The organism is Kitasatospora sp. NPDC029367 (assembly GCF_055569135.1).
In genome coordinates this window covers 442,703-465,595 of sequence record NZ_JBVHYH010000001.1, presented here as the reverse complement: position 1 = coordinate 465,595, position 22,893 = coordinate 442,703, and the positions used below count along the sequence as shown (strand labels likewise).

23 protein-coding genes are annotated in these 22,893 nt (G+C 73.7%); 8 read left to right on the top strand and 15 right to left on the bottom strand.

Annotated features, from left to right (window positions below):
• The first annotated feature begins 236 nt into the window (after positions 1–236).
• The gene (locus tag ACZ4W5_RS02095) at positions 237–560 is read left to right on the top strand and encodes a nuclear transport factor 2 family protein (protein ID WP_360238751.1); all 324 of its coding nucleotides are present in this window, start codon (positions 237–239) and stop codon (positions 558–560) included.
• A 27-nt stretch (positions 561–587) separates the two neighbouring features.
• Here the strand turns inward: ACZ4W5_RS02095 and ACZ4W5_RS02090 are convergent, their stop codons facing one another.
• A complete protein-coding gene (locus tag ACZ4W5_RS02090; RefSeq protein WP_465652137.1) occupies positions 588–1,808 on the bottom strand; it encodes a serine hydrolase in 1,221 nt (406 codons plus the stop codon).
• An 86-nt stretch (positions 1,809–1,894) separates the two neighbouring features.
• Here ACZ4W5_RS02090 and ACZ4W5_RS02085 point away from each other — a divergent pair, with 86 nt between their 5' ends.
• The 3 genes from ACZ4W5_RS02085 (at position 1,895) to ACZ4W5_RS02075 (ending at position 5,421) form a co-directional block, all read left to right on the top strand.
• Positions 1,895–2,413 carry an NUDIX hydrolase gene (locus ACZ4W5_RS02085; RefSeq protein WP_465652135.1) on the top strand — a complete coding sequence of 173 codons (519 nt, stop codon included), beginning with the start codon at positions 1,895–1,897 and terminating at the stop codon, positions 2,411–2,413.
• Between the two features lie 91 nt (positions 2,414–2,504).
• The gene (locus ACZ4W5_RS02080; RefSeq protein ID WP_465652133.1) at positions 2,505–3,425 is read left to right on the top strand and encodes a TetR/AcrR family transcriptional regulator; all 921 of its coding nucleotides are present in this window, start codon (positions 2,505–2,507) and stop codon (positions 3,423–3,425) included.
• 139 nt (positions 3,426–3,564) lie between these two features.
• Positions 3,565–5,421 carry a hypothetical protein gene (locus ACZ4W5_RS02075; RefSeq protein WP_465652131.1) on the top strand — a complete coding sequence of 619 codons (1,857 nt, stop codon included), beginning with the start codon at positions 3,565–3,567 and terminating at the stop codon, positions 5,419–5,421.
• Between the two features lie 105 nt (positions 5,422–5,526).
• On the opposite strand, the gene ACZ4W5_RS02070 is transcribed toward ACZ4W5_RS02075, so the two are convergent.
• The 12 genes from ACZ4W5_RS02070 to ACZ4W5_RS02015 all read right to left on the bottom strand — a co-directional run bounded on the left by ACZ4W5_RS02070 (position 5,527) and on the right by ACZ4W5_RS02015 (position 17,574).
• Positions 5,527–6,579 (bottom strand): TetR/AcrR family transcriptional regulator C-terminal domain-containing protein, encoded by a 1,053-nt coding sequence (locus ACZ4W5_RS02070; protein ID WP_360238759.1) that lies wholly within the window; start codon positions 6,577–6,579, stop codon positions 5,527–5,529.
• A gap of 49 nt (positions 6,580–6,628) precedes the next feature.
• Positions 6,629–7,339, bottom strand: a complete 711-nt coding sequence (locus ACZ4W5_RS02065; RefSeq protein ID WP_360238761.1) for a spermidine synthase family protein — start codon at positions 7,337–7,339, stop codon at positions 6,629–6,631.
• A gap of 154 nt (positions 7,340–7,493) precedes the next feature.
• Positions 7,494–8,594 (bottom strand): YeiH family protein, encoded by a 1,101-nt coding sequence (locus tag ACZ4W5_RS02060; RefSeq protein ID WP_465652129.1) that lies wholly within the window; start codon positions 8,592–8,594, stop codon positions 7,494–7,496.
• Positions 8,595–8,602: 8 nt separating this feature from the next.
• Positions 8,603–9,184: a cysteine dioxygenase family protein gene (locus tag ACZ4W5_RS02055; RefSeq protein ID WP_360238763.1), complete on the bottom strand. Its 582-nt coding sequence runs from the start codon at positions 9,182–9,184 to the stop codon at positions 8,603–8,605.
• Between the two features lie 110 nt (positions 9,185–9,294).
• Positions 9,295–10,200, bottom strand: coding sequence for a LysR family transcriptional regulator (locus ACZ4W5_RS02050; protein ID WP_360238866.1), 906 nt, complete (start codon positions 10,198–10,200; stop codon positions 9,295–9,297).
• Positions 10,201–10,341: 141 nt separating this feature from the next.
• The gene (locus ACZ4W5_RS02045; RefSeq protein ID WP_360238765.1) at positions 10,342–11,208 is read right to left on the bottom strand and encodes an amino acid ABC transporter permease; all 867 of its coding nucleotides are present in this window, start codon (positions 11,206–11,208) and stop codon (positions 10,342–10,344) included.
• Positions 11,205–11,849 carry an amino acid ABC transporter permease gene (locus tag ACZ4W5_RS02040; RefSeq protein ID WP_360238767.1) on the bottom strand — a complete coding sequence of 215 codons (645 nt, stop codon included), beginning with the start codon at positions 11,847–11,849 and terminating at the stop codon, positions 11,205–11,207. The genes ACZ4W5_RS02045 and ACZ4W5_RS02040 overlap by 4 nt, the downstream gene beginning before the upstream one ends.
• A 12-nt stretch (positions 11,850–11,861) precedes the next feature.
• Positions 11,862–12,785, bottom strand: coding sequence for a glutamate ABC transporter substrate-binding protein (locus tag ACZ4W5_RS02035; RefSeq protein WP_465652125.1), 924 nt, complete (start codon positions 12,783–12,785; stop codon positions 11,862–11,864).
• A gap of 10 nt (positions 12,786–12,795) precedes the next feature.
• Positions 12,796–13,524, bottom strand: coding sequence for an amino acid ABC transporter ATP-binding protein (locus ACZ4W5_RS02030; protein WP_360238868.1), 729 nt, complete (start codon positions 13,522–13,524; stop codon positions 12,796–12,798).
• A 47-nt stretch (positions 13,525–13,571) separates the two neighbouring features.
• Complete coding sequence (locus ACZ4W5_RS02025) at positions 13,572–13,817, bottom strand: LapA family protein (RefSeq protein ID WP_360238771.1); 246 nt, start codon at positions 13,815–13,817, stop codon at positions 13,572–13,574.
• A gap of 129 nt (positions 13,818–13,946) precedes the next feature.
• Entirely contained in the window at positions 13,947–15,725 is a 1,779-nt protein-coding gene (locus ACZ4W5_RS02020) for an ABC transporter ATP-binding protein (RefSeq protein WP_465652122.1), read from the bottom strand.
• 88 nt (positions 15,726–15,813) lie between these two features.
• Positions 15,814–17,574, bottom strand: coding sequence for an ABC transporter transmembrane domain-containing protein (locus ACZ4W5_RS02015; RefSeq protein ID WP_465652120.1), 1,761 nt, complete (start codon positions 17,572–17,574; stop codon positions 15,814–15,816).
• 443 nt (positions 17,575–18,017) lie between these two features.
• On the opposite strand from ACZ4W5_RS02015, the gene ACZ4W5_RS02010 reads away from it, so the two are divergent.
• A complete protein-coding gene (locus tag ACZ4W5_RS02010) occupies positions 18,018–18,881 on the top strand; it encodes an aldo/keto reductase (RefSeq protein ID WP_360238777.1) in 864 nt (287 codons plus the stop codon).
• 220 nt (positions 18,882–19,101) lie between these two features.
• On the opposite strand, the gene ACZ4W5_RS02005 is transcribed toward ACZ4W5_RS02010, so the two are convergent.
• Entirely contained in the window at positions 19,102–19,998 is an 897-nt protein-coding gene (locus tag ACZ4W5_RS02005) for a MarR family winged helix-turn-helix transcriptional regulator (protein WP_360238779.1), read from the bottom strand.
• 377 nt (positions 19,999–20,375) lie between these two features.
• On the opposite strand from ACZ4W5_RS02005, the gene fabG reads away from it, so the two are divergent.
• The gene (fabG, locus tag ACZ4W5_RS02000; protein WP_360238781.1) at positions 20,376–21,143 is read left to right on the top strand and encodes a 3-oxoacyl-ACP reductase FabG; all 768 of its coding nucleotides are present in this window, start codon (positions 20,376–20,378) and stop codon (positions 21,141–21,143) included.
• Positions 21,144–21,488: 345 nt separating this feature from the next.
• Positions 21,489–22,136, top strand: a complete 648-nt coding sequence (locus ACZ4W5_RS01995; RefSeq protein ID WP_360238783.1) for a phosphatase PAP2 family protein — start codon at positions 21,489–21,491, stop codon at positions 22,134–22,136.
• A 69-nt stretch (positions 22,137–22,205) separates the two neighbouring features.
• Here the strand turns inward: ACZ4W5_RS01995 and ACZ4W5_RS01990 are convergent, their stop codons facing one another.
• Entirely contained in the window at positions 22,206–22,424 is a 219-nt protein-coding gene (locus tag ACZ4W5_RS01990) for an I78 family peptidase inhibitor (RefSeq protein ID WP_360238785.1), read from the bottom strand.
• A 77-nt stretch (positions 22,425–22,501) separates the two neighbouring features.
• Here ACZ4W5_RS01990 and ACZ4W5_RS01985 point away from each other — a divergent pair, with 77 nt between their 5' ends.
• Positions 22,502–22,774 (top strand): DUF6343 family protein, encoded by a 273-nt coding sequence (locus tag ACZ4W5_RS01985; RefSeq protein ID WP_465652115.1) that lies wholly within the window; start codon positions 22,502–22,504, stop codon positions 22,772–22,774.
• Positions 22,775–22,893 lie beyond the last annotated feature (119 nt).

Below are 22,893 nucleotides of genomic sequence, written 5' to 3'. Positions count from 1 at the left end.
GTGGAGGGGGGGGGGGGGGGGGGGGGGGGGGGGGGCGGGCCCCCCCCCCCCCCCCCCCCCCCCCCCCCCCCCCCCCCCCGCCACTCCCCGCGGCGGGCTCACCGGGCAAATCGCCCGTTTCTGGATCTAAGCACATGAATCAGGTGATTTTGCCGACGCGCCGCCGACATGCCCGAACGGCCCGCGCGAACGCCCTAAACAAGGACTCCCGTCCCTTTTCCCCTCGGGAGTCCTCGATGACGATCGCCCCCAGCAAGCTCTCCGACCCCGCCGTCCGCGCCTTCGTGACCGCGGTCAACGCCGGTGACCGCAACGCCTTCCTGGCCACGCTCGCCCCCGGCGCGACCATGTCCGACGACGGCTCCGACCGTGAGCTGACGGAGTGGATCGACCGGGAGATCTTCGGCCCGCACGGCCGGATGGACGTCCAGACCGAGGCCAACGGCGGCCGCGGCCTGGTCGCCAACTTCACCAACGACACCTGGGGCGAGATGCGCACCGCCTGGCGCTTCACCGTCGACGGCGGGAAGATCACCCGCTTCGAGACCGGCCAGGCCTAGTCCCCCGGCGTCCTCCGGCCCGCGGCCTCAGGACAGCCCCAGGCACCCCCGCACCGCGCGGATCAGGTTGCGCGAGCGCACGTCCCCGGTGACGCCCGGCTGCATCCCGTTGGTGACGTACCCGAAGCCGAGCCCGAGCTCCGGGTCGGCGAAGCCCAGCGAGCCGCCCCGGCCCGGGTGGCCGAAGCTCGCCGGGGAGGCCATCGGCGCGGTCGGGCCGTGCCGCCAGAAGCCCAGGCCGAAGGTCGAGTTGACGATCAGCACCCGGTCCGGGCCGTGCACCACCGGCCCGACCGCACGGGCCAGCACCTCCGGGCCGAACAGCGGCGGCAGCAGCCCGCCGGAGCCGTCCGGGCGGTCGGCCGCGCCGATCAGCGCCGCGTAGAACCGGGCCACCGAACGGGCCGTGCCGATGCCGTTCGCACCGGGGATCTCGGCGGCCTGCACCGCCGGGTCGTTCATGTTCACCCCGGGCAGCACCGAGGCGAAGGCGCGGGCGGTCAGCGAGGCCGGGTCCTGGTAGGCGTCCCGGACGGACTGCTTGGGCCGCAGCCGCAGCCCGCTCGGGCCGGTCCGGGCCGCCTCCGGGGCGGGCAGGTCGACCAGCTTGCCGACCCGGGGCGCGGCACCGGCCGGCAGTCCGATCCACAGGTCCAGCCCGAACGGCCGGGCGACCTCCTCGGCGAAGTACTGGCCGATGCTCCGGCCGCTCGCCCGCCGCACCACCTCGCCGACCAGCCAGCCGAAGGTGTACGGGTGGTAGCCGTGCGCCGTCCCGGGCTCCCAGGCGGGCTCCTGCGCGGCCACCGCGGCGACGGCGCGCTCCCAGGTCAGCACGTCCTCCAGGCGCAGCGGCGCGTCCAGCGCCGGCACTCCGGCCTGGTGCGACAGCAGCCAGCGCACCGGCACCGCGCCCTTGCCGGCCGCCGCGAACTCCGGCCAGTACGAGCTGACCGGCGCGTCCAGGTCGAGCAGGCCGCGCTCGACCAGCAGCAGCGCGGTGGCCGCGCTCAGCCCCTTGGTGACCGAGCGCAGCACCTGGGCGGTGTCCGCCGTCCACGGCACCGCCGGCGCGGGCCGGCCGCCGACCTCGGGCCGGGCGTCGCCGCCCCACAGGTCGACCACCTTGCGGCCGCGCAGGTAGAGCGCGAAGGCCGCGCCCAGCTCGCCGTACTCGGCGAAGTTCCGCGCGAAGGCCTCCCGTACGGGCTCGAACCCCTCGGCCGTCTCGCCCCAGATCTCCACCATCGCGCGCCGTCCTCAGCTCGTTCGTCGACGTCAGAATTCCTCGATCCCGCGTTCGAAGCGGGCCCGGAAACCCTAACCTGTGGTTCATGACCAACCCTGCCGAAGAGCTGCTGGACATCGTCGACGAGAACGACCGGGTGATCGGGACGGCGCTGCGGGGGGAGGTCTACCGCCAGGGGCTGACCCACCGCTGCGTCTTCGTCATGGTCCGCGACCCGGCCGGGCGGATCTTCGTCCACCGCCGCACCGACACCAAGCTGTTCGCCCCCGGCGCGTACGACATGTGGGTCGGCGGCGTGGTCGGCTCCGGCGAGAGCTACGCCGAGGCGGCCGTCCGCGAGGCCGAGGAGGAGCTCGGCGTCCGGGGCATCGCCCCGCGCCCGCTCTTCAAGTTCCTGTTCCGGGAGCCCGACGGCGGCAGGCTCTCCTGGTGGTGCGACATGTACGAGGCGGAGTGGGACGGCCCGGTCTCCCCGCAGGAGTCCGAGGTCGCCTGGCACGCCTGGCTGACCCCGGCCGAGCTCGCCGAACGCCTCGCCCGCGACACCTTCGTGGTCGACGGGCTGGAGGCCTACCGCCGCTACCTGGAGCTCAAGGCCGGGTAGCCCACCGGCCGGGCCGGGTCGGGCCGGTTCGGTTCGGTAGGCGCGGGAAGGCCGCATGGGCCCGCGGACGGCCGCCGGATAGGCTGCGCGCATGGCCTCCCGTACGCCGTCGCCGACGGCCGACCGCGCAGCACGGACCGCCGCCGCCCCCGACCGGGGGGCCACGGGCGAGCGGCCGCGCCGGCGGCTGAGCGTCGACGAGCGGCGGGAACAGCTGATCGCCGTGGCCCTGGAGCTGTTCAGCCGGCGCCCCCCGGAGGAGGTGTCGATCGACGACATCGCCGCCGCCGCGGGCGCCTCCCGGCCGCTGGTGTACCACTACTTCCCGGGCAAGCAGGCGCTGTACGAGGCCTCGCTGCGGCGCGCCGGGCGGGAGCTCTCGGCGCGTTTCGAGGAGCCGATGGAGGGGCCGCTGTCGGAGCGGCTGTACCGGGTGATGGGCCGCTACCTGGATTTCGTGCAGAGCCACGGGCCCGGCTTCGCCGCGCTGCTGCGGGGCGGCTCGGTGGCGGCCAGCCCGGGCACCTCGGCGGTGATCGACGAGGTCCGCCGGGCGGCGCACGACCAGATCCTCGCCCACCTGGCCGTCCCGGCGCCGAGCCCCGGGCTGCGGCTGACCGTCCGGGCCTGGATCGCCAACGCCGAGATCACCTCGCTGGAGTGGCTGGCCGAGCGGTCCGTACCGCTGGAGGAACTGCAGCTGCACCTGGTCCAGGAGTTCGTCGCCTCGCTCGCCCTCACCGCCGCCCGGGAGCCCGCGCTGGCCACCGAGCTGGCCGCCTTCCTCGCCGACGAGCGGCCCGAGGGGCCCTCCGGGCGGCTGGTCCAGGACCTCGCCGGGCTGCTCGCCGTCCCCGGCATCCTCGACGCGCTCACCGCGCTGGCCGCTCCGACGGTCGGTCCGGCGGAGAGTTCCGCGCCCGGTTCCGCGCCCGCTCCGACGACCTCCGGACCGGTGGACGAACCGTCCGCGCAGGCCACGGAAGGGTCCGCCGACGCCTCCCCGGCGTGATCATCGGGTGATCCTGCGGTTCGGTGCCGACAGTGGGCTCTGATAGGAATGGGCGGGGACCTGACGACCCGCCGCCCGGGCGGTTCCGGTCCCACCCGAACCACCGACCGCAGACGGAGCAGAGCGGGGGGCTCACCAGTTGACCCAGGACGTCCAGTTCAGTGCGGAGGCCAACCCCTTCGCGGCAGCCGAGCAGGTCTGCGCGACCCTCGGCACGCTCACCGACGCCCTCTTCGACGAGCACACCTCGCGCCTCCCGGCCGCCGCGCTCAGCACCCCGAAGCCGACTGAACACCCCGCCGCCGAGGCGCTGTTCGGCCTGCCGCTGGCACCCAACGGCCCGGTGCACGAGGCCGTTGACCGGCTCGGCACGGTGCTCACCGCCGGAACGGCCCGCCCCGGCACCGGCGCACGGGTCGCCGACCGGGTGACGACCGCACTGCACAACCGCTACGGCGGCGGCGCGGTGCGCGGCGCCATCGCCGACCGCGGTACCACCTCGGCCGCGCTGTTCCAGCTGCCGGTCACCGGCGAGTTCGCCGACGCCAAGCTGCGCCCGCCGTTCGCCCCGGCCCTGGCCGCGCTGGCGGCCGGTCAGCAGACCCGGCAGCCGGTCGAACTGGCCACCGGCGCGGGCACCGAGGTCCGGCTGGTCGTCCCGCCGGGCTTCCACCCGCTGACCTCCCCCGGCGGGCCCGCCGGGGTCTCCGCCCGTACCGTGCCCGCCCCTCCGGTGGACACCGCCGGGGACGCCGACGGCGCCGACCGGGCCACCCTCGCGGCGGCCGCCGAACTCACCGGGCACCTGGCCGAGGTCGCCGAGGAGCTGTTCAGCGCCACCGGGCCGGAGCCGCGCCGCGACTTCGCGGTGATCACCGCCACCCTGACCGACCTGCTCCAGGACGCGGGCGTCCGCTACGCGGGCGTCTGCGCGCTGGAGGTGGACGGACGCGCCTCCGAGGCCACCCTGGTCATCTCGCTCGCCCGGCACCCCCTGCCGATCACCGCGCTCGCCACCGAACTGGCCACCGTACGGCGGCATGCCGAGGTCTGGACGGTGCTGCTGCCCGCCGGGCCGGCCGCCGTGCTGGTCGAGGGCCGGACCGTGCCGGTGCCCGGGGCGCTGGCCGCCGACGGGCAGCGCCGCTGGGTGGTCACCTCGGCCGTCCAGGCCTTCGTACCGCTGCCGGACGGCGGCACCGTGCTGTGCGCCCAGCTGTCCACGGCCCGGCCGGAGGACTGGGAGCTGTACACCGAGGCGTTCGCGGAGCTGTTGAAGAGCATCCAGTTCGGCTGGGACGGCGAGTCGCTCCGGACACCGGCCGCGCCCGCCCCGGTGGCCGCCCCGCCCGCACCGGTGGCTGCCCCGCCCGTCCCGGTGACCCCGCCCGCCGCTCCGCCCGCTCCTCCGGCCACCGCCCCCTCGGCGGCGGACCAGGAGGAGAAGCCGGTGCACCTGCGCGGCACCCCGGTGCGCATCCCGCCCGCCGACTTCAACCCCTTCGCCCCGGTCGCCGAGGAGCCGACAGCGGCCCCCGCGGCGGAGGCGGCGGACGCTCCGGCCCCGCGCAAGGGCACCCCGGTGATGATCCCGCCGCCGGACTTCGACCCCTTCGGCATCTCCGGCACCACCCCCACCACGGACGAGCCCGCCGCACCGCCCGCCGGGGGCACCCAGGCACCGGACCCGTTCGGCACCACGGTCGCCGCCGAGCAGAAGCCCGACCCGTTCGGCACCACCGTCGCCGCCCAGGGCCCCGCCGTCCCGCCGCCGCCCTCGACCCCGCCGCTGATCCCGGCCCAGCCCGCTCCGACGGCGGCCCCCGCAGCGGACGCGGCGGACGCCCCGGCCCCGCGCAAGGGCACCCCGGTGATGATCCCGCCGCCGGACTTCGACCCCTTCGGCATCTCCGGCACCACCCCCACCACCGACGAACCGGAGGCGGAGGCCGAAGCCGCGGAGGACGCCGCCCCGGAGCACCGGCCGTTCGGCTGACCGGCGACGGCCGGGGGCCTTCCGGAGCGGCTCACCGCCTCGGAAAGCCCCCGGCCGTCCGTCCCGTCGGCCATCCGTCGGCCGCCATCCGTCGGCCGTCCGCCGTCAGGCGCTCCCCCGCGCCGCGATCAGCGCCGCCACGCCGTCCAGCATCCGCGCCAGCCCGAACTCGAACAGCGCGTCCAGGCCCATGTCGATCTCCGGCCCCCGGTTCAGCGCCTCGAACATCGGGAACCGCTCCGGGTCCGTCATCAGCCGGTCGTGGTCCCGGTCGTCCAGCCGGTCCATCCACTCGTCCGCGGACATCCCGCTGTCCTGCTCGGCCTGTGCCTCCCGCTCGAAGTGGACCGCCAGTCCGCAGGTGAAGGCCGCCAGGCTGACGGCGGCCTGGGCCATCTCCTCCATGCTCAGCCCCGTCCCCGCCAGCGCCGCCAGCGACCGCTCGGTGTGCAGCGCCGCGTCGGGCGCCAGCACCGGCCGGGTGAAGGACATGGTGGTGGCCAGCCACGGGTGGCGCCGGTAGATCCGCCACTGCAAGCGCGCGATCTCGTCCAGGCCCGTCCGCCAGTCCGGCGCGGGTGCTCCCGGGAGCGGATGCTCGGCGAAGGCCTTGTCCATCATCAGCCGCAACAGCTCGTCCTTGCCGGGCACATGGCGGTAGAGCGACATGGTGGCCACGCCCAGCTCGGTCGCGATCCGACGCATCGACAGCGCCGCCAGCCCCTCGGCGTCGGCCACCTGCACCGCCACCGCGACGATCCGCTCCCGGCCGAACTCCCGCTCCCGGCCGAACTCCCGCTCCCCGCCCTTCCCGCGCCGCCCGCCCGTCGGAGCCGGGGTCGCGACCGGCGCCACGGCGGGAGCGGCGGCCGGAGCCGGATTCCCGGTGGGAGCAGCCGTCGGAGCCGTCGGAGCCGTTGGAGCCGTCGACCGGGCCTCCGGCCGGGCCGCCACCACCGTCCCCACCCCGGGGACGGCCCGCACCAACCCCTCCTCGCGCAGGCGGTTCAGCACCTTGGTCGCGGTGGCCATCGCCACGCCCCACTCCTGCACGATCCGCCGCGTCGAGGGCACCCGGGCGCCCGGCTCCAACTCCCCCGCCGCGATCCGACGTCGGAGCTCCGCCGTGATCCGCTCCGAAGGCGATCCGCTCTCCACCACCACACCACCGCCCGCTCGACCCGACCGACCTGCGCAGCGCCCCGGTTCAGTCGGCCCGGCGCGCCAGGTGCACCACGTCCGGCACGCCCCGGCTCACCGGGACCTCCGCGGTCACGACGTCCGAGAACCCGGCGGTCCGCAGCGCCTCCTCGAAGGCCGCCGACGGCTGGGCGCTCCACACCGCCAGCACCCCGCCGGGCCGCAGCCGGTGCCACAGCACCGCGAGCCCGTCCGCCCCGTAGAGCCCGGAGTTGGAGTCGGTGACGGTCCAGTCCGGCCCGTTGTCGATGTCCAGGCACAGCGCGTCGTAGCGCTCGCCGTCGGCCGCGGCCAGGTACTCCAGCAGGTCGGTGTGGATCACCGAGACCCGCGCGTCGTCCAGCGCGCCACCGGAGAAGGCGCCCAGCGGGCCGGAGCGGTGCCAGTCGATGATCGCGTCCTCCCGCTCGACGACGGCGATCCGCCCCCAGCGCGGCTCGGCGGCCGCGTACGCGAGCGAGAAGCCGACGCCGAGTCCGCCGATCAGCACCGACGGCGCGGCCGGGCCGGCGCCGGTGCGGTCCAGTTCGTCCAACGCCGCCTGGATCAGCAGCCGTTCGGAGCGCCCGTCCGCGGTGTCCATCAGGAAGCAGCCGTTGGCGATGATCTCGTAGTGCCGGCCGCGCTGCCGCAGCACCACCTCGCCGAACGGGCCCTCCCGCCGGTCGAGCGTGACGACGGCCTCGTGGGCGTCGCGTTCGGGCAGTGCGGTGGTCATGCTTCCTCCTCGGCGGACTCGGCGGTGCTTCGCCTCGTCGGGGCGATCACCCACCCGACAATAACCGAGTCCCCGCCGGCCGGGCCGGAGACCGGATCCGGGCCGGCGGGCGGGCAGACGGGCGGGCCGGCGGGCGGCCGGACGCTGAGGACGCTCAGGTCGTGAGCAGCACCCCCGCGTACGACACCCCCGCGACCACCACCCAGGACCCGAGCCCGAGCAGCGCGATCCGCCCGCCGGTCTTCGCCATGGTCGGCAGGTGCACCGCGCTGCCGAGCCCGAACAGCGCGGCGGCCAGCAGCAGTTCCTGCGCGTCCCCGGCCAGGGTGAGGGCCCGCTCGGGCAGCACCCCGGTGGTCCGCAGCACGATCATCGCCAGGAAGCCGGCCACGAACAGCGGCACGATCGGCGGCCGGCTGCCGGTCTTCGCGGTACCGTCCGTACCGGCCGTACGGTCCGCACAGGCCGCACCGTTCGCACCCGCCCGGCGCGCGGTGCGCGCGTTGCGCCGCACCGTCACGGCCACGCCCGCGACCAGCGGCGCCAGCAGCACCACCCGCATCAGCTTGACCAGCACGGCCTCACGCAACGCGCCCGGGCCACCGGTCTGCGCCGTGGCGACCACCTGCCCGACGTCGTGCACGCTCGCCCCGACCCAGCGCCCGAACTCGAGCTCGCCGAGCCCCAACGGGTGCTGCAACAGGGGCAGTACGGCGATGGCCAGGGTTCCGCACAGGGTGACCAGCGCGACCGAGGAGGCGACGTCCTCCTCCTCGCTGCCCGCGGCCTGGCTGACCGCGCCGATCGCCGAGGCCCCGCAGATCGAGTAGCCGGTGGCGACCAGCAGCGGCTGGTCGCCGGGCAGCCCGAGCCGCCGGCCCAGCCAGAGCGTGCCGGCGAAGGTGGCGGCGACCACGGTGAGCACCATGGCGACGGTGGCCCAGCCGAGGCCGAACACGTCGTCCAGGCTGAGCTTGAGTCCGAGCAGCACGATCCCGAGCCGCATCAGCCGCTTCCCGGCCGTCGACAGCCCGGACCGGGCGACCCCGCGGACCACCGGGCGCAGCCCGGGCAGGTGGGCCGCCGCCATGCCGAGCACGACGGCGGCGGTGAGCTTGGGCACGGCGGGGACGGCCGCGTGGACGGCGATCGCGGTGGCCACCCCGACCGCCGCGAGCAGCAGGCCGGGGGCGTCCCCGCCGAGCGGGGGGAGCGAGCGGGTGCGGGCGGCCCGCTCCCGGAGGGTGAGTGCCACGCCGCCGCTCACCGCTCCTGGTCGGCGGGGAGCCGGTAGACCCGCCGGATGCTGGTGCCGAGCCGGGAGACGTCCGCGCCGTACACGTGGATGGAGATGGCGGTGGTGCTGCAGGCGTTGCGCACCAGGTGGATGTCGCCGGGCGGGGCGAAGGCGGCGACCGTCCCGGCCGGGCCGGCCACGTGCTCGGTCTCGACCAGGCGGGAGGTGCGTCCGTCGGAGATCAGCCGGTAGCGGGTCTCGCTCTCCTGGCCGCGGTGGACGCCGGCCACGCACCAGGAGACGTGGTCGTGGATCGGGGTCTGCTGGCCGGGCAGCCAGACCAGGGCGACGACGGAGAAGCTGCCGTCGGCCTCGGCGTGCACGACGTGCTGGCGGTAGCGCTGCGGGTCACCCTCGCACTGGGCGGGGGTGAGCAGCGCGTCGGGGCCGTCGGGGTCGGCGAGCAGGTGCGGGGCGAGGCGTTCGCCGACCAGGTACGCGGTGAGTTCGGGGGGCAGTCCGCGGTCCACGACGGAGCGGATCTCGCTGACCAGTGCGGTCATCCGCTCGGTGAGCCGGTCGCTGCCGACCGTGGCTGGGAGTGTCATGGCAGCAGGTTCGGACCACCCGACCTATCACGTCCAACGAGGGTTTCTAAGCATCACCCCCATCCGCGCTTATGGGTCGACCCGCCCGTCGAGCGCCCGCGGCGCCGGGGTCAGCAGCCGACCCGGCTCGCCGCCGCCTGCCGCAGGTGGTCCAGCACCAGCCCGGTGGCCGGGATCCGCCGGTGCTCGCGCAGCACGTACGCGCTCACCTGCCGCCGCAGGTGCGGCTCGACGGCCCGCCCGGTGACCTTGCGGTGGCACATGAAGGAGAGCACCAGCGCGGGCATCAGCGCGATCCCCACTCCGGCGGCGACCAGGCTCTGCACCGCCAGGTTGTCGTCGGTGGAGAACACGATGTCGGGCGCGAACCCCTCCTCCGCGCAGACGTGCAGCAGGTTGGCCCGGCAGCGCGGGCAGCCGGCGATCCAGCGCTCGCCGTCGAGGTCGGCCAGCCGGACGGCGTGCCGGCGGCCGAGCGGGTGCCCGACCGGCAGCAGCACCGTGAGCAGGTCCTCCATCAGCGGGATCTCGTCCAGGCCGTCCGGCAGCTCGGTGGCCTGGCCCGGGTAGCGGAAGGCCAGCGCGATGTCGCACTCCCCGCGCAGCAGCCGCTGGACGGAGTCCGGCGGCTCGGCCTCCAGCAGTTCGACCCGGACGCCGGGGTGCTCGGCGAGCAGCCGGGCCATCGCCTCGGGTATCAGGGTGGCGTTGGCGCTGGGGAAGGCGCAGACCCGGACCCGCCCGGCGCGCAGCCGGGCGAGCGCGGCGAGCTGCTGCTGGGCCGCGGAGAGGCTGCCGAGGATCAGTTCGGCGTGCCGGGAGAGCGCCTCACCGGCCTCGGTGAGCCGCAGGCCGCGGCCGGCCCGGGTGAACAGCGGGACGCCGACGGTGCGTTCGAGGGCCTTCATCTGCTGGGTGATCGCGGGCTGGGTGTAGCCGAGTTCCCGGGCCGCGGCCGAGTAGGAACCGGCTCTGACGACCTCGTGGAACGTCCTGATGTGCCGCGAGTCGAACACCGGCTCCATGGCCCCTCCGCCCGGTCGTCTGCCGCCTGCCTCCGCAATCATAAGAGGAATTTGGAGGTCCAGGCCTCGACCCCTTCGGCACCTATGGTTAAGTCCCGAACCGCCCTTCCCCCCACTGTGGATGCCGGGTCCTCACCGCGCCGACGGCGGCAGCCCCATCGCCACCCCCGCCTTGGCCACCGGCGCCCCGCCCCGCACGCTCGGACTGCGCCGACTGCGCCGCTCGACCCAGCGGGCGAGCCAGGACAGCAGCAGACACATCCCGATGTAGATCGGCGCGATCACCATCACCACCGGGATGAACGGCAGGTCGTAGTCCAGGTTGGTGGCGATCAGCTTCCCCGCGTGCAGGAACTCCTCGTAGGTGATCAGGAAGCCGAGCGAGGTGTCCTTGAGCGCGACCACCAGCTGGCTGATGATGGCCGGCAGCATCGCCCGGTTGGCCTGCGGCACCAGCACGTACGCCATCACCTGGGTCTTGCGCATGCCCAGCGCGTACGCCGCCTCCCGCTGCCCCCTGGGCACCGCGAGCACGCCGGCCCGGAACACCTCGGCCAGCACCGAGCCGTTGTAGAGCACCAGCCCGGCCACCAGCGCCCAGAGCGGCTGCACCTTGAGGGCGACGAACACGAAGAAGATCATCACCAGCAGCGGCATGGCCCGGAAGAACTCCACCACCAGCGTGGAGAACCACCGCACCACCCGGTGGTCGGACAGCCGCCCGGCCGCGAACAGCGCGCCGAAGGGCAGTGCGAACAGCACCGTCCAGCCGAAGGCCCGGAGGGTGTTGCCCAACCCGCGCAGCAGCAGGTCCTGCACACCCCGGTACTCGAAGGGCTCCCACTTGGCGTAGGTGAACTGGTGGGTGTGGAACAGCATGTAGACGATCCAGCCGATCAGCGCCGCGATCAGCAGCAGCGCGATCCCGCCGTACAGCCGGTGCCGGGCCAGCGCCTTCGGACCGGGGATGTCGTACAGCGCCGAGGATCCAACCGTCATCGGGACACCGCCACTCGTCGTTCCAGCAGGTTGAAGACGGCGCTGACGGCCAGGGTGATGATCAGGTAGCCGACGGCGATCCAGACGAAGGTCCAGATGATGCTGTAGCCCAGCTCGTTGATGGTCCGGTAGGTGCCCAGCAGCTCGGTGACGCTGAACGAACCGGCGATCGCCGTGTTCTTCGCCAGTGCGATCATCACGCTGCCGAGCGGCGCCACCACCGAGCGGTACGCCTGCGGCAGCACCACCAGCCCCATCGTCTGCCCGAAGCTCATCCCCAGGCTGCGAGCCGCCTCGCCCTGCCCGGACGGCACGGTGTTGATGCCCGAGCGCATCGCCTCGCAGACGAAGGCCGAGGTGTAGCAGCCGAGCGCCAGCACGGCGAAGGTGTAGAAGGGCAGCGTGATGTCGAACCGGGGCAGGCCCAGCACCACGATGAAGAACAGCAGGGTCAGCGGCGTGTTGCGCAGCAGCGTCACCCACACCGTCCCGAACGCCCGCAGCGGCCGGACCGGCGAGACCCGGAAGCCCGCGATCAGCACGCCCAGCAGCAACGACAGCACGGCGCTCACCGCGAACAGCGAGAGCGTGCCGAGGAAGCCGTCCCAGTAGGTCGACCAGTTGTCGGTCAGGGTTTTCACGGCGCGGCCCTCTCAGTACCGGTCGATCGGCGGCGGGGTGGGCGCGGGTTCCCCGGACAGGCCGAGGGTCGCGTCGAAGGCCTTCTTCCAGTCGCCGTTCTGCTCGTGGTACGCCAGCGCGTCGTCCAGCGCCCCGCGCAGCACGGTGTCGTTCTTCGGCGTGCCGATCCCGTACGGCTCGGTGGAGAACAGCGGGCCCACCACCTTGAGCTCGTCCGGGACCTTGGCCGCGTAGCCCAGCAGGATCGCGTTGTCCGTGGTGACGGCGTCGACCTGGTCGGTGATCAGGTTGTCCACGCAGGCCGAGTAGGTGTCGTAGCCGATCAGGTGCGCCTTGGGGTACTGCGACTGGATGCGCTGGTACGGCGTCGAACCGGCCGCCGAGCACACCTTCTTGCCGTTCAGGTCCTGCGGACCGTGGATGCTGTCGTCGTTCTTGCGCACCAGCAGCGACTGCCCCGCGATGAAGTACGGCCCGGCGAAGCCGACCAGCTTCTTCCGGTTGTCGTTGATGGTGTACGTGCCGACGTAGTAGTCCACCTGGCCGTTCTGCAGCGCGGTCTCGCGGTTGGCCGAGGCGATGGTCCTGAACTGGATCTTGTCCGGCGGGAAGCCGAGCGAGGCGCCGACCATCTTGGCGATCTCGATGTCGAAGCCGGAGTACACGCCGGTGGCCGGGTTCTTCTGGCCCAGGTACGGCTGGTCCTCCTTCGCGCCGACCACCAGGTGGCCCCGGCCGCGGGCGGCGTCCAGGGTCGACGAGCCGGTGATCGAGGCGGCGTTCTGCACCTGGTAGCTGGGCAGCGCGCTGGGCTGGGGGCCCTTGGGGGGCGGAGTGCCGGCCTTGCCGCAGCCGGTCGCCAGCACGGCGAGCAGCAGGGCCGCGGCGGTCAGGCGTGCGCGCACCCGCGCGGCGGGCGTCGTCCTTCGGTTCACGGCACCGCCCTCAGTGCTTGAGGATCTTGGACAGGAAGTCCCGGGCGCGCTCGCTCTCGGGGGCGCTGAAGAAGGCCTCCGGGGCGCGGTCCTCGACGATCCGGCCGTCCGCCATGAACACCACCCGGTTCGCCGAGGCCCGGGCGAAGCCCATCTCGTGGGTGACCACGACCATCGTCATGCCCTCGCTGGCCAGCTGGCGCATCACGTCCAGCACCTCGTTGATCATCTCGGGGTCGAGGGCCGAGGTCGGCTCGTCGAACAGCAGCGCCTTGGGGTCCATCGCCAGCGCCCGGGCGATCGCCACCCGCTGCTGCTGGCCGCCGGAGAGCTGGGCCGGGTACTTGTCGGCCTGCGACGCCAACCCGACCCGCTCCAGCAGTGCCCGCGACTTGGTCTCCGCCTCGGCCTTGGCCCGGCCGCGCACCTTGATCTGGGCGAGCGAGACGTTCTGCAGCACGGTCTTGTGCGCGAACAGGTTGAAGGACTGGAACACCATCCCGACCTCGGCGCGCAGCCGGGCCAGCCCCTTGCCCTCCTCGGGCAGGGGCTGCCCGTCGATCAGGATGGTGCCGCGTTCGATCGGCTCCAGCCGGTTGATCGCCCGGCAGAGCGTGGACTTCCCGGAACCGGACGGTCCGATCACCACGACGACCTCGCCGCGACCGACCGTCAGCTCGATGTCCTGCAGCACGTGCAGCTCGCCGAAGTGCTTGTTGACCCCGCGCAGCTCGATCAGCGGGGCGAAGGCCGGGGAACCGGTCGGGGCCGGCTCGGGGGCGGTGCTCACCGGCCGCGCCGTCCCTGCAACAGCCAGCCCAGCACCCCGCCGGCGAGCAGCGTCGCCAGCAGCGCGATCCAGAGCGGCGCGGTCACGGTGAACACCCAGAACTGGATCTTGACCTTGTCGAGGTTGGCGAACAGGAACCACACCGCGAGGATCACGATGACGCCGATCCCGATGTACCGCGTGGGGATCCCGCCGATCTCGCTGCGCTGAGGCCGGGACGAGCCGTCTGAAATCTTGGTCACCGGAGCAGTCTGCTGTCCGGGCCGACGATTTGCCCGGTTACGCGCCCTTACCGGCGGGGGAGTAACCCGTACGGGGCAATCCGGCCCCGTACGGGTTTGGAACCCGCGCTACCCTCCTCCGCCCGGCGCCTACGGCCGGCCTTCGTCCCGCCAGGAGCGCCAGAGCGCCGCGTACGGGCCACCGGCCGCGACCAGCTCCGGGTGGCTGCCGTACTCGCTGATCCGCCCGCCCTCGACCACCGCGATCACGTCCGCATCGTGCGCGGTGTGCAGCCGGTGGGCGATCGCGATGACCGTACGGCCCTCCAGCACCCGGGACAGCGACCGCTCCAGGTGCCGGGCGGCCCTCGGGTCCAGCAGCGAGGTGGCCTCGTCCAGCACCAGGGTGTGCGGATCGGCCAGCACCAGCCGGGCCAGGGCGAGCTGCTGCGCCTGGGGCGCGGTCAGCGCGGTGCCGCCGGAGCCGACCTCGGTGTCCAGCCCGTCCGGGAGGGCGTCCACCCAGCCCCCGGCGTCCACCGCGTCCAGCGCGGCCCGCAGTTCGGTGTCGTCCGCCTCGGGCGCGGCGAGCCGCAGGTTGTCCCGCAGGGTGCCGACGAACACGTGGTGCTCCTGGTTGACCAGGGCGACCTCCGCCCGCACCCGCTCGGCGGGCATCCGGGACAGCGCCGCCCCGCCGAGGGTGACGCTGCCGCGGCCGGGCGCGTAGATCCCGGCCATCAGCCGCCCGAGGGTGGACTTGCCCGCCCCGGACGGGCCGACCAGCGCGACCCGGCTCCCGGGGGCGACGTCCAGGCTGATCCCGTGCAGCACGTCCGCGCCCTCGCGGTAGCCGAAGCGGACGTCCCGGGCCTCGACCCGGCGGCCGTCCGGGCGGGCCGACTCGTCGCCCTCGTGGTCCGGCACCTCGTGCACGCCGACCAGCCGGGCCAGCGAGGCCTGCCCGATCTGCAGTTCGTCGTACCAGCGCAGGATCAGGTCGACCGGGCCGGTGAGCATCTGCGCGTACAGCACGCCGGTGGTCAACTGGCCGACGGTGAGCCAACCCTGGAGGGTGAACAGCCCGCCGACCACCAGGGTGGCCAGCACCGCCGCGGTGTAGACGGCGTCGATGGTCGGGAACCAGACCGAGCGCAGCCACAGGGTGTAGCGCTCCCAGGCCAGCCACTCGCGCAGCTTGCGGTCCGTCAGCCGGACCCGCTGCTCGCCCAGGCGCAGCGTCTCGACCGTCCGCCCGGCGTCCACCGTCTCGGCCAGCACGTTGCTGACCGCCGCGTACCCGGCCGCCTCGTTGCGGTAGGACTGCGGGGCGCGCCGGAAGTACCAGCGGGAGCTGGCCAGCAGCAGCGGCAGCCCGACCAGTGAGGTCAGCGCGAGCAGCGGCGAGGTGACCAGCAGGGCGCCGAGCACCAGCAGCAGGGACACCACCGCGACGGCGAGTTCGGGCACCGCCTCGCGCACCGACTTGTCCAGCCGGTCGATGTCGGTGGTGCCGCGGGAGACCAGGTCCCCGGTGCCGGCGCGTTCCAGCACGCCGGTCGGCAGCGCGACCGAGCGGACCAGGAAGTCCTCGCGCAGGTCGGCCAGCACCCGCTCGCCGAGCACCGCCCCGCGCAGCCGCGACCAGCCGGTGAACGCGGTCTGCACGGCCAGCGCCAGCAGGTACCAGCCGACCGCCACCGCGATGGTGGCCCCGGCGGTGCCGGTGGCCAGCGACTCGACCAGGTTGCCGAGCACCCAGGGCCCGACCAGCCCGGCCAGGGTGGCCACCGAGTGCAGCGACACCACCGTGGCGAACCCGCCCCGGTGCCGCCGCGCCAGCACCCCCAGGTAGCCGCGCACGGCGGCCGGGGAGCCGACCGGCAGGGTGGTGACCGGCCCCTGCTCCTGGTGGACGGGGGGCTTCATGACGTACTCCTCACGTACGGCTCCGGACGGTTGACAGTGGCGCCCCCAGCGGGAGCGCTTCCCAGGACGCTGTTCATCACGGCGCTGCTCATACCGGCGCCACCTCCTCGTCCCGGGTGACCACGGCCCGGTAGGCCGGCTCGGTGCGCAACAGCTCGCGGTGCCGCCCGGCCGCCACCACCCGGCCCTCCCGCAGCAGCACCACCCGGTCGGCCCGGTCGAGCAGCAGCGGGCTGGTGGCGAACACCACGGTGGTGCGCCCGGCCCGGGTGTCCCGCAGGCCGGCGGCGATCCGGGACTCGGTATGGGCGTCCACCGCGCTGGTGGGCTCGTCCAGCACCAGGACGGGCGGGTCCGCCAGCAGCGCGCGGGCCAGGGCGAGCCGCTGGCGCTGCCCGCCGGAGAGCGAGCGCCCGCGTTCGGTGATCCGGGCCCGCATCGGGTCGCCCGCGCAGTCCGGCGAACCGTCCACCAGCGCCTCCAGTACGTCCTCGGAACGGGCCGCGGCGAGCGCGTCCTCGACCGGGACCCGGCCGGAGGACGGCACGTCCAGCAGTTCGGCCAGCGTGCCGGAGAGCAGCACCGGCTCCTTGTCGTGGACCAGCACCGCCGCCCGGGCCTCGCCCAGCGGCACGGTGTCCAGCTCGGTGCCGCCGAGCCGCACCGAGGGCAGGGCCTGCTCGCCCTCGGCCAGCGGGACGTGGCCGCCGAGCCGCTCGGCGAGCGCCCCGGCGAAGTCCGGGTCCCCACAGACCACCGCGGTCAGCTCGCCGGCCCGGACCGTCAGCCCGGTGGTCGGGTCGTGCAGGTCGGAGCGGCCCGGCCTGGTCAGCACGCCCTCGGCCTCGCCGCTGGTCCGGCTGAGCGAGAGCACCCGCACGGCCCGCCCGGCGGAGACCCGGGCGACGCTCCAGGCGTGCGCCGCCTCGCCCAGGATCCGCAGCGGTGCGGCCAGGAAGGCGGTCGCGCCGTACACCGCGATCAGGGTGCCCACGCCGAGCTCGCCGGAGGCCGCCAGCCGGGCGCCGTACCACGTCACCCCGACCACGAACAGCCCGGGCAGCAGCACCTGTTGGGCCTGCATCAGCGACCACAGCCGGGCCGAACGGACGGCCGCCGCCCGGACCTTCTGGGAGGCCGCCCGGTACCGCTCCAGGAAGAGCTCCTCGCCGCCGATGCCGCGCAGCACCCGCAGCCCGGCCACCGTGTCGGCAGCCAGCTCGGTCGCCTTACCGCCGAGCTCGCGCTGCTTGGCGTAGCGCCGCTCGAACGGCCCGATCAGCGGCCACACCGAGGCGGCCAGCACCGGCACGCCGAGCAGCACCCCGATCCCGAGCACCGGCTCGACCACCAGCACCACCGCGCTGACGGCCAGCCAGACGATCACCGCGGCCCGGACCCGGGCGACCAGTTCGACGTACCAGCCGATCCGCTCGACGTCCCCGCTGCCGACCGCGACCACCTCGCCGGTGGCGATCCGCCGGGACAGCCCGGCGCCCAGGTGCGAGGCCTGCCCGGCCACCAACTGCCGCACGTGACAGGCGCCGTGGATCCAGTTCCAGACCGCCTGCCGGTGCAGCAGCACGGAGCCGAGCGCGGCGGTGGCGGCCAGCAGCAGGGCCAGCGCGCCGGCCCGCCAGATCCCGCCGGCGTCGCCGTCGACGGCGGCCTGGACGCCGCGCCCGAGCGCCACCGGCAGAGTGGCCTGGGCGCCCATCTCGACCAGCGCCCAGCAGGTGGCGCGGACCTGCCCACGCCGCTGGGCGCGCTGCAGCCAGCGCAGGAAGGCCATCGGTGAGGAGAGGTCGGGACTGCCGGGATCGGCCAGCGGCAGTGGGGTGAGCGGCATGACACTCCGATACGAGGGGTGCGAGGGGTGCGGATGGTTCGAGGTGTGCAAGGCGTGCGCGGGCACGGGAGGTACGGGCGGCACGGGTGGCCCGCGGTCGCGCGGGAACGGACACCCGAAGGCGCGGCGCAACGGCGCGGCGACATCGACACGTCCGGCGACAGGCGGCCGGACCGGCAGCGAACGGGTACGAAGGACCCGGATTTCAGGAGGTCATGTCCGCGAGCCTGCCAAGCCCACTGTGATCCACGCAACAGGTTTTCCGCCGCCCCTGCCGCACACCCCCCACGCGCCCCGGCGCGCACCCCGTGGCACGGCCCCCGACGCACGCCACGCCGCCGTAAAGCTTCCCCAAAGATTCGCCCGAACGGCGGGAACAATCGTGCCGGGGCACCAGTTGCCCCCTCTGGAACCAACGGACAACCAGGAAGGCACCCCTTCCCGTGAGCAACATCCCCAGCGTCACCCTGAACGACGGCGCTCAGATCCCGCAGCTCGGCTTCGGCGTGTGGCAGGTCGAGGACGCCCAGGCCACCCCCGCCGTGCGCGAGGCGATCGCGGCGGGCTACCGCTCGATCGACACCGCGGCGATCTACCAGAACGAGGCCGGTACCGGCGCGGCCATCAACGAGGCACTGGCGGGCGGCTTGGCCCGCGAGGACCTCTACGTCACCACCAAGCTGTGGAACTCGGGCACCCGCGACTGGTCGGGCGAGCAGGGCCGCGACGCGGTGCTGCGCGAGTTCGACGCCTCGCTGGACAAGCTCGGCCTCGACTACCTCGACCTGTACCTGATCCACTGGCCGCGCCCGATGCACGGCACCTTCCTGAACGTCTGGAAGGCCCTGGAGCAGTTGAAGGAGGGCGGCCGGGTCAAGTCGATCGGTGTCTCCAACTTCGGCCAGGAGCAGCTGACCCGCCTGCTGGACGAGGCCTCGGTCGTCCCGGTGCTCAACCAGGTCGAGCTGCACCCGTACTTCCCGCAGGAGGAGCTGCGCGCCTTCCACGCCGAGCACGGCATCGCCACCGAGGCGTGGAGCCCGCTGGGCCAGGGCGGCGAGCTGCTGGCCGAGCCGGCGCTGGCGAAGATCGCCGAGAAGCACGGCCGCACGGTCGCCCAGGTGGTGCTCCGCTGGCACCTGCAGAGCGGCGTGATCGCCATCCCGAAGTCGGTCACCCCGTCCCGCATCCGGGAGAACCTGGACGTCACCGGCTTCGAGCTGGACGCCGAGGACATCGCGGCGATCGCGGGCGTGGCCACCGGCAAGCGGATCGGCCCGGACCCGCAGGGGTTCGACTGGAACTGACGAGCGCCGCGGGGGCGCCGGCCGACCAGGCCCGGCGCCCCCGACAACGACGACAGTAATTCTGACTGTCGGTCATATCGAAGTACCGCTCATTCCGGTCAGGGACGAGCGGCACTTCGGCGTACCCGGATTCACCGACCCCGACCATCGGTCGCTGCCGACGGCCAAGGGCCTCATGAGACTTGGTGAATCGTTTTGGCTGTTGTTACCAAAGCTTGGGCTAGAGCCTGGCCGCCTTGGCGATGAGTGCGAGCGCCGTCTCGTGCTCCTCCTCCGCGAGCGGAGCGAGCAGCAAGCGCTGGACCTCGGCCACTCCGGCGGCCGAGCGGTGCAACAGGTCCTGACCCGCCGGTGAGAGCGAGAGCAGGTTGCGCCGCCCGTCCGAGGGGTCGCGCCGACGCTGCACCAGACCGCGGCGCACCAGCCGGCTGACCATCTCGGCCATCGTGGCCTTGTCCAGCGAGGCCAGCTCGCCGACCGTGCGCTGGTCCGCGCCCGGTTCCAGCTCCAGGGCGTCCAGCACGGCGTACTGCGGGGCCGTCAGCTCAGCCCCGACGTGCTCCGACCAGAGCTTGGTGTGCACCTGCTGGCCGACCCTGATCAGGTAGCCGATCGCCCGCTGGGCGTCCAGTATCGGCCGCGCGTCGGTGAAGACGGCCACCGCCGCGGGTTCCAGCCTGGCTATCTTGGCCATCACCCGGACGATTTCGACCTGCTCGTCCGGCGCGAGCGGCTCGAACAGCACCCGCTGGACACGGACCACACCACCGGTGGCCTCGCGCACCGCCTGGGCGCCGCTCTGCGAGAGGGCGAGCAGTTTGCGCCGGCCGTCGGCCGGGTCGCGCCGTCGCAGCACGAGGCCGCGGCGGACCAGCCGCGCGACCATCTCCGCCATCGTGGCCTTGTCCAGCGAGGCTCGCTCGCCGACGGTCCGCTGGTCCGCGCCCGGTTCGAGGGCGAGCACCAACAGGACCGCGAACTGCGGAGCCGTGAGATCGGCTCCGACGTGCTCGGACCACAGACGGGTGTGAACCTGCTGTGCAACGCGAATGAGGTGTCCGGGCGACTGCTGCAGTCGCGCGGACACGCGGGTTGTCGGGATCTCCCCCAGCACCATGTATCCGTCCCGATGTCACACCCGGTGTGTGTGGGACACCCGGGTGGGGCAGTAACGGCGAGTGGGCGTCCAGCTATGAGGGAGGGCGCTCCAGCCGTGCAGCCGGTGGCTGCTGGCGGACACTATACAAACGGCAGGCCCTTGCTGGCAGGCAGGGGCGGATAGTAGACGCAGGTTCGGCAACATTGGCATATTTACGCGCCCGCCACGCCCTTGCAGTAACCCGTTCTCAGCAGAAACCCGACCGGTCGGTCCTTACCGACCGTCACCTGGGCCTCTCCACCCTGGCCGCCTCCCCTACCCGCCGGTAGGGTGTGGGCACCCTCCCCGGGGGCACTCCCCCCGGCGGGACCCCCGAGAGAGAGACGAGAGCGAGCATGACCGAGCAGAGCACCGCCACCCGGGTGGCCATCGTCACCGGCGCCGCCCGCGGCCTCGGCGCCGCCACGGCCGTCCGACTGGCCGCCGACGGCTACGCGGTGGCCGTCCTGGACCTGGACGAGGCCGCCGGCAAGGACACCGTCGACCGGATCACCGCCGCCGGCGGGCGCGCGCTGGCCGTCGGCGCCGACGTCGCGGACGCCGAGCAGGTCCAGGCCGCCGTCGACCGCGTGGCCGCCGAACTCGGCGCCCCCGTCGTGCTGGTCAACAACGCGGGGGTGCTCCGCGACAACCTGCTCTTCAAGATGTCCGAGTCCGACTGGGACACGGTCATGAACGTCCACCTCCGCGGCGCCTTCCTGATGACCCGCGCGGTGCAGAAGCACATGGTGGACGCCGGCTTCGGCCGCATCGTCAACCTGTCCTCCTCCTCCGCCCAGGGCAACCGCGGCCAGGCCAACTACTCGACCGCCAAGGCCGGCCTCCAGGGCTTCACCAAGACTTTGGCCATCGAGCTGGGCAAGTTCGGCATCACGGCCAACGCGGTGGCCCCCGGCTTCATCGCCACGGACATGACGGCGGCCACCGCCGCCCGGGTCGGCATGGACTTCGAGGACTTCAAGCGGGCCGCGGCCTCCCAGATCCCGGTCCAGCGCGTCGGAGAGCCCGAGGACGTCGCCAACACCATCTCCTTCCTCGCCGGCGAGGCCGCCGGCTTCGTCTCCGGCCAGGTGATCTACGTCGCGGGCGGCCCCCTCGACTGAGCACTGAACCTACACAGGGTTACCACGGAGTGGGAAGCCGGTCGAACCGGCCGCCCACTCCGTTTTCTTTACCGGGGCTTTTGCAGAATCATTCGAAGACCACACGGGCATTCGATCCTGGAATACTGGAAATCACTCCCCGGGTCACCGCGGGCGGACCCAATTGTCGATTTCCCGGGAAAATGACAATTCCCTCAGGAATGGCCTCGCCCGGATGGGTATGGTCACCCCGTGCAATCCAGAAGTACCGCCGCTCGCATTCCGCGACAAGGGCCGGATCGCTGCACCGCCGACCGCCGCCGGGAGCTCCCCGGTCCCGTCCGCGGCGAGCCCGGGTGGCCGCCGATGAGCCGCCGCCGGGCCACCCTGTTCGCCGTCACCCTCGCCGCCTACCTGCTGGTCCTGGCCGGCGTCCTGCTCAACACCGACCTGGTCGACCTCGACTGGTCGGTGCGCCTGCTCCGCCCGTACGAGCGGTGGCCCAGCCTGGAGCCGCTGCTCGACACCTGGGTGATCGCCGGGCAGCGCGGGCCCAGCGCCGTCGCCGCGTTCGCCTGGCTGCTCTGGCGCGCCCACCGCCTCGGACGGCTTCGCCCGCTGCTGGTGATGGGTGTCGCCCTGCTGCTGCTCAACGTCACGGTCGGCGCCGTCAAGATCGTCACCGGTCGGCTCGGCCCGCACTACGCCCAGTACGTCGGCTCCCCCGAGCTGTTCTCCGGCGGCACCATCTTCCCCTCCGGCCACACCGCCAACGCCGTGGTGACCTGGGGCGTGCTCGCCTACCTCGCGGTCCGCTGGCAGCGCACCGGCGCGGTGATCGCCGCCGCCACCGCCTGCTCGATCGGGCTCACCACGGTCTACCTGGGCACCCACTGGGTCTCCGACGTGCTGGCCGGCTGGGCCGCCGGGCTGCTGGTGCTGCTCTCCCTGCCCCTGCTGGAGCCGCTGCTCGCGGTCGCCGAACAACGGCTGCACCGCCGCTTCGCACGCTGAACCCCGCCGCCCCGTCACCTCCGCCGGCTCCCTCGGCTCCGCTGGCTCCGCCCGCTCCGCGAGCGGACGCTACCCCTCCCAGCTGCGCTCGACCACACCGTCCCGCACCGCGAGGTTCAGCCGCCCCTCCCGGTACTCCATGGTCATCAGCTGTCCCGGCTCCAGCACCCGCACCGAGGCCCAGCCGTGCCGCCGGGCCAGCTCCCGGGCCCGCTCGATCCGCAGCCCCGCGTAGCCCTCGGCGTCCTCCCCCGTCGTGCCCGCCCCCACGGCGTCCGAACCCGTCACAGCGCCTCCCCGGCTCTCCCCCTCGGACGTACGCTGGAATGGTAGCCCCCACCCGCGCGGCCCGGAGGTGAACGCCCATGCGTGCCACGACGCCGCGACGGTGGCGCAGCGGCACCGAGCCGGCCACCGCCCGCAGCGACCTCAAGCTCCGCTACCTGCTGTCGCTGACCTTCACGCCGCTGTTCGCCCTGGGGACGGCCGGCTTCGCGTTCTGGGCGGCCTCCTCCCCGGTGGACGGCGCCCCCAGCCGGGGCACCCTGACCGGCTTCGCCGTCGCCCTCGGGCTGATCACCCTGTTCGCCGTCGTCGATCTCGTCGTGGTCGTCCGGCGCCGCCGGACCGAGCTCTGACGCGGTGTCTCCCACGGAGTGGGGAGGCGGCCCGGACGGCTTCCCCCCCCTCGCCACCCCCCGTGTTGTCGGCCACCCCCCTCCGCCCCCCCCATCGCCCACCCACCTCCTTCCCCACG

Excerpts from the sequence above, each read along its gene's own strand:
- ACZ4W5_RS02045 (WP_360238765.1), bottom strand. The coding sequence starts at position 11,208 with ATGACGGTTGGATCCTCGGCGCTGTACGACATCCCCGGTCCGAAGGCG.
- fabG (WP_360238781.1), top strand. The coding sequence starts at position 20,376 with ATGACCGAGCAGAGCACCGCCACCCGGGTGGCCATCGTCACCGGCGCC.
- ACZ4W5_RS02080 (WP_465652133.1), top strand. The coding sequence starts at position 2,505 with ATGGCCTCCCGTACGCCGTCGCCGACGGCCGACCGCGCAGCACGGACC.
- ACZ4W5_RS02055 (WP_360238763.1), bottom strand. The coding sequence starts at position 9,184 with ATGACACTCCCAGCCACGGTCGGCAGCGACCGGCTCACCGAGCGGATG.
- ACZ4W5_RS02095 (WP_360238751.1), top strand. The coding sequence starts at position 237 with ATGACGATCGCCCCCAGCAAGCTCTCCGACCCCGCCGTCCGCGCCTTC.
- ACZ4W5_RS02090 (WP_465652137.1), bottom strand. The coding sequence starts at position 1,808 with ATGGTGGAGATCTGGGGCGAGACGGCCGAGGGGTTCGAGCCCGTACGG.
- ACZ4W5_RS02085 (WP_465652135.1), top strand. The coding sequence starts at position 1,895 with ATGACCAACCCTGCCGAAGAGCTGCTGGACATCGTCGACGAGAACGAC.
- ACZ4W5_RS02015 (WP_465652120.1), bottom strand. The coding sequence starts at position 17,574 with ATGCCGCTCACCCCACTGCCGCTGGCCGATCCCGGCAGTCCCGACCTC.
- ACZ4W5_RS02020 (WP_465652122.1), bottom strand. The coding sequence starts at position 15,725 with ATGAAGCCCCCCGTCCACCAGGAGCAGGGGCCGGTCACCACCCTGCCG.
- ACZ4W5_RS01985 (WP_465652115.1), top strand. The coding sequence starts at position 22,502 with ATGCGTGCCACGACGCCGCGACGGTGGCGCAGCGGCACCGAGCCGGCC.
- ACZ4W5_RS01995 (WP_360238783.1), top strand. The coding sequence starts at position 21,489 with ATGAGCCGCCGCCGGGCCACCCTGTTCGCCGTCACCCTCGCCGCCTAC.
- ACZ4W5_RS02065 (WP_360238761.1), bottom strand. The coding sequence starts at position 7,339 with ATGACCACCGCACTGCCCGAACGCGACGCCCACGAGGCCGTCGTCACG.
- ACZ4W5_RS02005 (WP_360238779.1), bottom strand. The coding sequence starts at position 19,998 with ATGGTGCTGGGGGAGATCCCGACAACCCGCGTGTCCGCGCGACTGCAG.